Raw genomic sequence first — 7,572 nt, 5'->3', positions numbered from 1 at the left:
TCTGGGTCGGATTGTTCTCGTCGAAACCAATCGTCGCGTCGAAGTTGGTGAACTCGCCGCGTACCTTGCTGATCATCATGTGGCGCACGGTGAAGTTAATGTGCGAGTGGCTCTTATCAACTTGCCAGGACATGTTATGATATTCTCCTTTCTCTGTTTTCTTTCCCAGTAATTGACAGGTTTTTGTGGCCTGTCGAACCTAAGTGGACAAAAGTCCGTTTATCTGCTAGAATATTAGCGGACTTAAGTCCACTTGTCAAGAGCAAATAGACAATTCATAATAGAAAGCACGCGATGGAACGAATTCAACTGACTACCCTAGAGGAGAGCGGCGCCGAACGGCGCGAGCGGGCTGACGCCGCCGCTAACCGCGCCCTCATCTTGCAAACGGCTGAGCGCCTGTTCGCCGAACGGGGTGTGGCGGCGGTATGCATGGCCGAGATCGCCGAGGCGGCCGGCGTCGGCAAGGGCACGCTCTACCGCCGCTTCGCCAATAAGGCGGAGCTTTGCCTGTCGCTGATGGATCGCCAAATGGGCGAATTTCAGAACGACATGCTGGCCCGTTTCCAGGGCCAGAACGCCGCCGGGCTGAGCCACTTGGAGCAGCTGGCCCAGTTCCTGGAGGCGCTGGTCAGCTTCACCGAGCGCCATTCGCCGCTGCTGCTCGAAGTAGAGCGCGGCGGGCTATCGGAGGAGCGGCTGAACCTGCCCCACTTCTGGCAGTTCATGACCGTCGGCGCGCTGCTAAACGCGGCGGCGCGCAAAGGGGAACTGGTTTCCGATCTCGACCTGGAGTACCTGGGCGAGGCGCTGCTGGCGCCGTTGCAGGTAGACATTTTCCGCTTCCAGCGGGACGTGCGCGGTTACTCTCTGGACCGCATCAGCGCCGGCCTGCGCTCCCTCGTCGAACGTCTTGCAGACAGAGACTAGGGGTTAGGGACTAGGGGAAGAGCGCTCTTCCCCTAGTCCCTAACCCTTAGTCCCTAAAGAGGAATGATGCGTACTGTCTACTGGGACTACGACCGCGACGTGATGAAGATGATCGACCAGCGGCTCCTGCCGTTCGAGGTCCGCGTGCCCGACTACGCCACCTACCAGGAAGTCGCCCAGGCCATTCGCGATATGGTGGTGCGCGGCGCACCGGCTATCGGCGCGGCGGCAGCCTTCGGCATGGCCCTGGCTGCCCGCCAGAGCCGCGCCACCGACCGCCTGACGCTGCTGCGCGATCTGGAGGAGGCCGCTCGCCATCTGGAAGCCGCCCGGCCGACGGCCGTCAACCTGGCCTGGGGTGTGCGCCGGCTACTGCGCGTGGCCGCCGATGAGGAGCTAGAGAGCGTCGATGACGTGCGCGACGCCCTGTTGGTGGAAGCACAACGGCTGGCCGATGAAGACGTCGCGCTCAACCGGCGCATGGCCTACCACGGCGCGGAGTTGGTTAGCGAGGGCGACACCATTCTCCACCACTGCAACACCGGCGCGCTGGCTACCGTGGATTGGGGCACGGCGCTGGGTGTCATCTTCGCCGCCCATGAGCAGGGCAAACGCATCCACGTCCTGGTAGACGAGACCCGGCCGCGGTTACAGGGGGCGCGCCTGACCGCCTGGGAGCTTCAGCAGAAGGGCATACCCTTTGACCTCATCGCCGACAACGCCGCCGGTCACTTCCTGCGCGCCGGCGCGGTGAATCTCGTCCTGGTTGGCTCCGACCGGACGGCGGCCAACGGCGACGTAGCCAACAAGATCGGCACCTACATGCTCGGTGTGCTGGCGAAAGAGAATGGCGTGCCCTTCTACCCCGTCGTGCCGACCAGCACGATCGACCTGAACCTGGCTACGGGCGATCTCATCCCCATCGAGGAGCGCGACATGGATGAGGTGTTGCGGGTCGGCGACCAGCCCATCGCCCCGGCCGGCATCACCGCCCGCAACCCCGCCTTCGACGTGACGCCCCACCGCTACGTGACCGGCATCGTTACCGAGGCGGGCATCGTCTACCCACCTTTCGAGAAGAACCTGCGCGCTGCGGTCGAGCGAGCGAAGCAGATTCAGTGGTCAGTTGACAGTGGTCAGTGATCACACTCCTTGTTCACTGCTTACTGTCTACTGACCACTGACCACTGACCACTCCCATGAACAACATCCCGGTAGTCATATTTTGCGGCGGCGAGGGCACGCGAATGCGCGGCGGCACGCTGACCAAGAAGGAACTGGTGGAGATCGGCGGCCGGCCCATCATCTGGCACGTCATGCGCATCTTCTCCACCTATGGCTTCAACAAGTTCGTCCTGCCCCTGGGCCACGAGGCGGGACAACTCAAGCGCTACTTCCTCGACTATGAGGCCATGACCCGCGACTTCACTATCCAGGTCGGCAGCCGGGCCGGGGACGTGCGTTTCCTGGGGGCGGAGCAGCACCCGGAGTGGGAGGTGTCACTAGTGGACACCGGATTGCGCACCGACAAGGCCAGCCGCATCGCCCGCGTGGCCGAGCACCTGACGGCTGAGCGCTTCTTCGTCACTTACGGCGACGGCGTGGGCGACGTGGACATCCGCGCCCTGCTCGACTTCCACTGCGCCCACGGCAAGTTAGTGACCATCACGGCCATCCAGCCCCAACACTATCAGTACGGCATTATGGACGCCGACAAGGACGGCCTCGTCGCCCAATACGTTCAATACCCTCAACTACCCTACTGGATCAACGCGGGTTTCATGGTCTTCGAGCGGGCCACGCTGGCGCTCATGCGCGACGAGGGGGATCAGGCGTTGGAGACGGGGCTGTTACAGGAGCTTGTCGCCGCCGGCCAGGTGATGATGTATCGACACGACGGCTTCTGGCAGTCGATGGACACGCTGAAGGATACCAATGACCTGGAGCGGCTGTGGCAGCGAGGCGCGCCGTGGAAGGTTTGGGAATAGGGATCAGGGGTTAGGGACTAGGGACTAGGGAAGAGCGCTCCTCCCTAACCCCTAGCCCCTTGCTTTGCCAGATCGTCAGGTGTGTTGACATTGGCAAAGGAGCGCCCCTCGGGGTCGAAGCGCTCGATCTCCGGCCGGTCGACGAAACGTAGCCGCACGCGGCCGAAGAAGGCGGTGATCTTGAGTTGTTGCGCCTCCAGCTTCTCCCGTATCGGCTCCAGACATGCCTTGCTGTAAATGGCGTGCAACGGCTCCGGGAACTTCTCCCAGCGCGGGACGATGATGTCGGCCGTCTCGCGCAGCCCGACCATGTATTCCAGTAGCGGCCGGTTCAGCCAGGGCATATCGCAGGCGACGACAAGCGTGTGCGGGTGGCTGGCGTGGTGAATGGCCGTGTAGATGCCGCCCAGCGGCCCGCTGTCGGGATAGATGTCACCGAACATAGGCAGGTCGAGATAGGCGTATGGCTCCTGGTTGTTGGTGATCAAGATCACTTCATCGCCCAGCCCGGCCACCCGGTCGCGGACGACTTCGATCATAGGCCGCCCCAGGAAGGGCACAAACGACTTGTCCACACCCATCCGGCTGCTCTTACCCCCGGCTTGAATAGCGATTGTCAGGTTATTGGTCATTGTACGTTACAAGCAACTGTCAGGGGCGATTCCCAAGGGGAGAGCGCTCTTCCCTAACCCCTAGCCCCTAGAACCTAGCCCCTATCCTCACACAAAACGATAGAACACCTGATTGCTCAGGAACCGCCCCCGCTCCGTCAACAACAAATGGCCGTCGTCACGGCGCAGCAGATCCCAGTTCTCCAGTTGCCGGACAGTGTCGCCGTAGACCTCGTCGAAGGTCTGGCCGAAGCGCCCGGCGAACGCTCCCAGGTCAAGCCCCTCCTGTAGCAGCCGCAGTTGGGTGATGGCCGTGTCCGACATCGCCTCCACCCGGCCGACTGGATGGTAAGCGGCGACGGCGGCGGATAGGGGGAATGGCCCCACCGGAGAGCCGGCCATGCGCCGGACGTAGGCGCGTGGCTGGCGCACCACCTGATAGCGATAGCCGCCGCCCAAGCCGTGCGCGCCCGCGCCCAGACCGAGGTAAGGCTCATTGCGCCAGTAGACCACGTTGTGGCGGCAGGCGCGCCCCGGCCTGGCCCAGTTGGAGATCTCGTAGTGCTCAAAGCCCGCTCCCGCCAACGCCGCCCCGGCCGCTTCGTACTGGTCGGCGGCCGTGTCCGGGTCGGGAGGTTGAATCGTCCCGTTGTGGAGCCAGCGCTGCATGGGCGTGCCCGGCTCAATGGTCAGACAGTAGAGGCTGACGTGCTCGACCCCCAGCGGCAGCACCGCGTCCAGGGTGCGCCGCCAGTCGTCCACGCTTTGCCCCGGCAGGCCATAGATAAGGTCAAGGTTCAGGTTGTCGAAGCCGGCTGCCCGCGCCAGCCGCGCCGCCTCGACGGCCGCCGCGAAGTCGTGCGCGCGCCCCAGCAGCGCCAACTCGCCCGGCAGCGCGCTCTGCACGCCATAGCTGAGCCGGTTCACGCCCAGGGAGCGGAGCGCGGCCAGATAGTCGAGGCTGACCGTGCCGGGGTTGGCCTCCAGCGTGATCTCCGCGTCGCCAGCCACGGCAAAAGTCTCGCGCGCCGCGGTCAGGATATGTTCCAGTTGCGCCGTCGTTAGCAGCGACGGCGTGCCGCCGCCGAAAAAGATGGTGCGGATCGCCGGCGTCCCTGCCGGCTCATCCGCGGCCAGCGCTCCTACCTGCCGGATCTCCCGCGCCAGCGCCACCACGTAGGCATCCTGCAACTCGCCTAGCGTGGTATAGGTGTTGAAGTCGCAGTAGCTGCACCGCTGGCGACAGAACGGGATGTGAAGATAGAGCGCATAGGCGGTCATCGGGGCGATTATACCACTAAGACCCAACATAAAGACCTGACAGGTTCCAGAAAACCTGTCAGGTCTTCGTTCTGTGCTATAAATAGCTCCATGTCCCAATTTCGCCTCGCCATCCACGGCCAGGAGCGGGAGTTCGAGGTGACCCGCCAGGACGACCGGCTGCACGTGACCGCTGACGGTCTGACCGGCGACGCGCGCGTGCTCTATCGCGACGACCAGACGATGATTCTCGAGGTGCGCCGGCCAAATGGCGCGACCGCCCGCATCCACCTCATCGGCGCGCGCCAGGGGGACAAGCGCCAAGTGTGGATCGACGGCCGCGTGTTGTCCGTCGAACGCGCCCGGCGGCGCGCCACCCGCCCGGCGGCCGACCCGGGTTCGCTGGCCGCGTCCATCCCGGCCGTCGTCTCGCAAATCCTCGTCGGCGTGGGCGACCAGGTCGCCGCCGGCGACAAACTCATCTTGCTGGAGTCCATGAAAATGGTCATCCCCATCCAGGCCCCGCACGACGGCCGCGTTGCCCGCATCCTGTGCGACGTGGGCGAATCCGTGCCGGCCGGCGTTCCCCTTGTGGAGATCGATAGCCTATGAACCAAGATCGCCTGCGTCGTCTCACTGAACAGATCGCCGCCCACGGACTGGATGGGCTGGCCCTTATGCCCGGGCCGAACCTACTCTACGTCAGCGGCATCCACACCCACGTCAGCGAGCGGCCCATCCTGCTCTTCATCCCCGCCGACGACGAGCCGGCCATCATCATCCCCACCCTGGAGGCGATGAAGGCCCGCGACGCCGGTATCGCCGAGGATCGAATCTTCGACTGGAACGACGCCGAGGGGTACGCCGCGGCCTTCCAGCAGGCGTGCGCGCGCCTGGAACTGGCCGACTACCTGCTGGGTGTCGAAGCGCTGCACATGCGCGTGCTGGAACTCCAATTGCTGCAGCGCTACGCGCCCGGGCTGCAAGTCGCCCACGCCGAGCCAGCGCTGTCGGCTTTGCGCATGGTCAAGGACGCGGCCGAGATCGCCGCCATGGAGAAGGCCATCGACATCACCGAGCGGGCGCTGAAGCGGATCGTGCCGCGCATCAAGGTGGGGTTGAGCGAGCGACAGGTCGCTGCCATGCTGACCCAGGAGCTACTGGCCTCCGGCGCGGACAGCATCGCCTTCGGCCCCATCGTCTCCACCGGCCCCAACAGCGCCTCGCCCCACGCCACACCGACCGACCGCAAACTCCAGCGCGGCGACCTGCTGGTCATCGACTGGGGCGTCTACGTGGACGACTACCCCTCTGACCTGACGCGCACCTTCGCCGTTGGGCCCATCGATGACGAGTTGCGCCACATCTATGAGGTGGTGCGACTGGCCAACGAGGCGGGGCGAGCGGCGGCCCGGCCGGGCGTCACCGGCCAGATGGTCGATCGCGAAGCGCGCGACGTGATCGAAGACGCGGGCTACGGCGACTACTTCATTCACCGCACCGGCCACGGCCTGGGGCTGGAGATTCACGAGCCGCCGGACATGAGTCCCACCAACACCAAGCCGCTGGCTCCCGGCAACGTCTTTACCATCGAGCCGGGCATCTACCTGCCCGGCCGCGGCGGCGTGCGCATCGAGGACAACGTCGTCGTCACCACCGATGGCTGCCGGACGTTGTCATCGTTTCCGCGGGAGCTTATTACTGTAGGGTAAAGTGAGTGAGTCGGTAGGTCAGTGGGTCAGTCTGATAGACTGATCTACTGACCTACTGTCTCACTGCTCACTGAAACCCGAGCCCCAACTGCCGATTCTCCCCCTCTCGCAGCCCCGCCGCGCCGACGCCAAGCAGGCGCATCGGCTGCCCCGGCGGCCAGTTCTCGGCCCATAGCGCCAGCGCCAGCCGGTAGATCGCCTCGGCGTCGTCGGTGCCCACGTCCAGCGAGCGCTGCCGGGTGAAGGTGGTGAAGTCAGGCCAGCGGAACTTGACGCGCACGGTGTGGGCCAGCAGGTTGCGCTTGCGCAACTCGGTGGCCACCTCGGCCGACATCTTCCGCAAGTACTCCTTCAACACCGCCGGGTCGGCCACGTCCTGATTGAACGTCCACTCCTGGCTGATGCTCTTGGCCGGGCCGCGTTCCGGCTCCACCTCGCGGTCGTCGACGCCACGAGCGCGCAGGATCATCTTGGCCGCCTCGCGACCAAACGCGGCGCGCAACCGCTCTGGCTCGGCCGCCGCCAGTTCGGCGCAGGTGCGAATGCCCAGCGCCGCCAGCCGCTCAGCCGTGCGCGGGCCGATGCCCCAGATGGCGGAGACCGAGAGCGGGGCCAGAAAGCCGGCCTCTGTACCCGGCGGCACAACGGTCAGACCGCGCGGCTTTTGGAAGTCCGAGGCCACCTTGGCCACCAGCTTGCTCGTCGCCAGACCCACCGAGCAGGGCAGCTTCGTCTCGGCCGGTATCCGCTCCCACAGCTCATGGGCCGCCGCCTCGGGGTCGGCCTCGCCCGTCAGATCGACGTAAGCCTCATCGACGCTGATCTGCTCCAGCGGCCCATACGGCTCCAGCACGGCCATGACCTCCCGCGAGCATTCGCGAATGCGCGGCCAGTCCGGAGGAACGATCTTGAGCCGGGGGACGAGCCGCAGCGCCTGCGATGTGGGCATGGCCGAGCGGACGCCGAAGCGGCGCGCCTCATAGCTGGCCGAAGAGACGACGCCGCGCTCGTCCGGCCGCCCGCCAACGACGAGCGGCCGCCCGACGTCTCCGGCGTGATCCAGCAGGTGGA

The 7,572-nt window shown here is 65.2% G+C and carries 9 protein-coding genes; 5 read left to right on the top strand and 4 right to left on the bottom strand.

All coding sequences use genetic code 11. The features are described from left to right. Positions 1 to 133 (bottom strand): YceI family protein (locus ACE3UY_RS22085; protein WP_374689634.1); only part of this gene is annotated, 133 nt, incomplete at its 3' end. A gap of 161 nt (positions 134 to 294) precedes the next feature. Here ACE3UY_RS22085 and ACE3UY_RS22080 point away from each other — a divergent pair. The 3 genes from ACE3UY_RS22080 to ACE3UY_RS22070 all read left to right on the top strand — a co-directional run bounded on the left by ACE3UY_RS22080 (position 295) and on the right by ACE3UY_RS22070 (position 2,918). Further along, complete coding sequence (locus tag ACE3UY_RS22080) at positions 295 to 930, top strand: TetR/AcrR family transcriptional regulator (RefSeq protein ID WP_374689633.1); 636 nt, start codon at positions 295 to 297, stop codon at positions 928 to 930. Positions 931 to 996: 66 nt separating this feature from the next. After that, positions 997 to 2,073: an S-methyl-5-thioribose-1-phosphate isomerase gene (mtnA, locus tag ACE3UY_RS22075; RefSeq protein WP_374689632.1), complete on the top strand. Its 1,077-nt coding sequence runs from the start codon at positions 997 to 999 to the stop codon at positions 2,071 to 2,073. A gap of 56 nt (positions 2,074 to 2,129) precedes the next feature. Beyond that, positions 2,130 to 2,918: a sugar phosphate nucleotidyltransferase gene (locus ACE3UY_RS22070; RefSeq protein WP_374689631.1), complete on the top strand. Its 789-nt coding sequence runs from the start codon at positions 2,130 to 2,132 to the stop codon at positions 2,916 to 2,918. A gap of 44 nt (positions 2,919 to 2,962) precedes the next feature. Here the strand turns inward: ACE3UY_RS22070 and ACE3UY_RS22065 are convergent, their stop codons facing one another. Next, on the bottom strand, positions 2,963 to 3,550 hold the full coding sequence (locus ACE3UY_RS22065; protein WP_374689630.1) for a molybdenum cofactor guanylyltransferase: 588 nt from the start codon (positions 3,548 to 3,550) through the stop codon (positions 2,963 to 2,965). An 87-nt stretch (positions 3,551 to 3,637) separates the two neighbouring features. Continuing rightward, on the bottom strand, positions 3,638 to 4,810 hold the full coding sequence (hemW, locus tag ACE3UY_RS22060; protein WP_374689629.1) for a radical SAM family heme chaperone HemW: 1,173 nt from the start codon (positions 4,808 to 4,810) through the stop codon (positions 3,638 to 3,640). Positions 4,811 to 4,900: 90 nt separating this feature from the next. Here hemW and ACE3UY_RS22055 point away from each other — a divergent pair, with 90 nt between their 5' ends. After that, positions 4,901 to 5,401 (top strand): acetyl-CoA carboxylase biotin carboxyl carrier protein subunit, encoded by a 501-nt coding sequence (locus tag ACE3UY_RS22055; protein WP_374689628.1) that lies wholly within the window; start codon positions 4,901 to 4,903, stop codon positions 5,399 to 5,401. Beyond that, positions 5,398 to 6,501: a M24 family metallopeptidase gene (locus ACE3UY_RS22050; RefSeq protein ID WP_374689627.1), complete on the top strand. Its 1,104-nt coding sequence runs from the start codon at positions 5,398 to 5,400 to the stop codon at positions 6,499 to 6,501. The genes ACE3UY_RS22055 and ACE3UY_RS22050 overlap by 4 nt, the downstream gene beginning before the upstream one ends. Before the next feature lie 67 nt (positions 6,502 to 6,568). Here ACE3UY_RS22050 and dinB read toward each other — a convergent pair. After that, positions 6,569 to 7,572, bottom strand: a 1,004-nt coding sequence (dinB, locus tag ACE3UY_RS22045; RefSeq protein ID WP_374689626.1) for a DNA polymerase IV, incomplete at its 5' end; no start/stop codon positions are given.

The organism is Promineifilum sp. (SeqCode), assembly GCF_041918635.1.
Classification (GTDB): domain Bacteria; phylum Chloroflexota; class Anaerolineae; order Promineifilales; family Promineifilaceae; genus Promineifilum.
The sequence above is the reverse complement of the archived record's forward strand: the minus strand, read 5'-3'. Positions and strand labels throughout refer to the sequence as shown.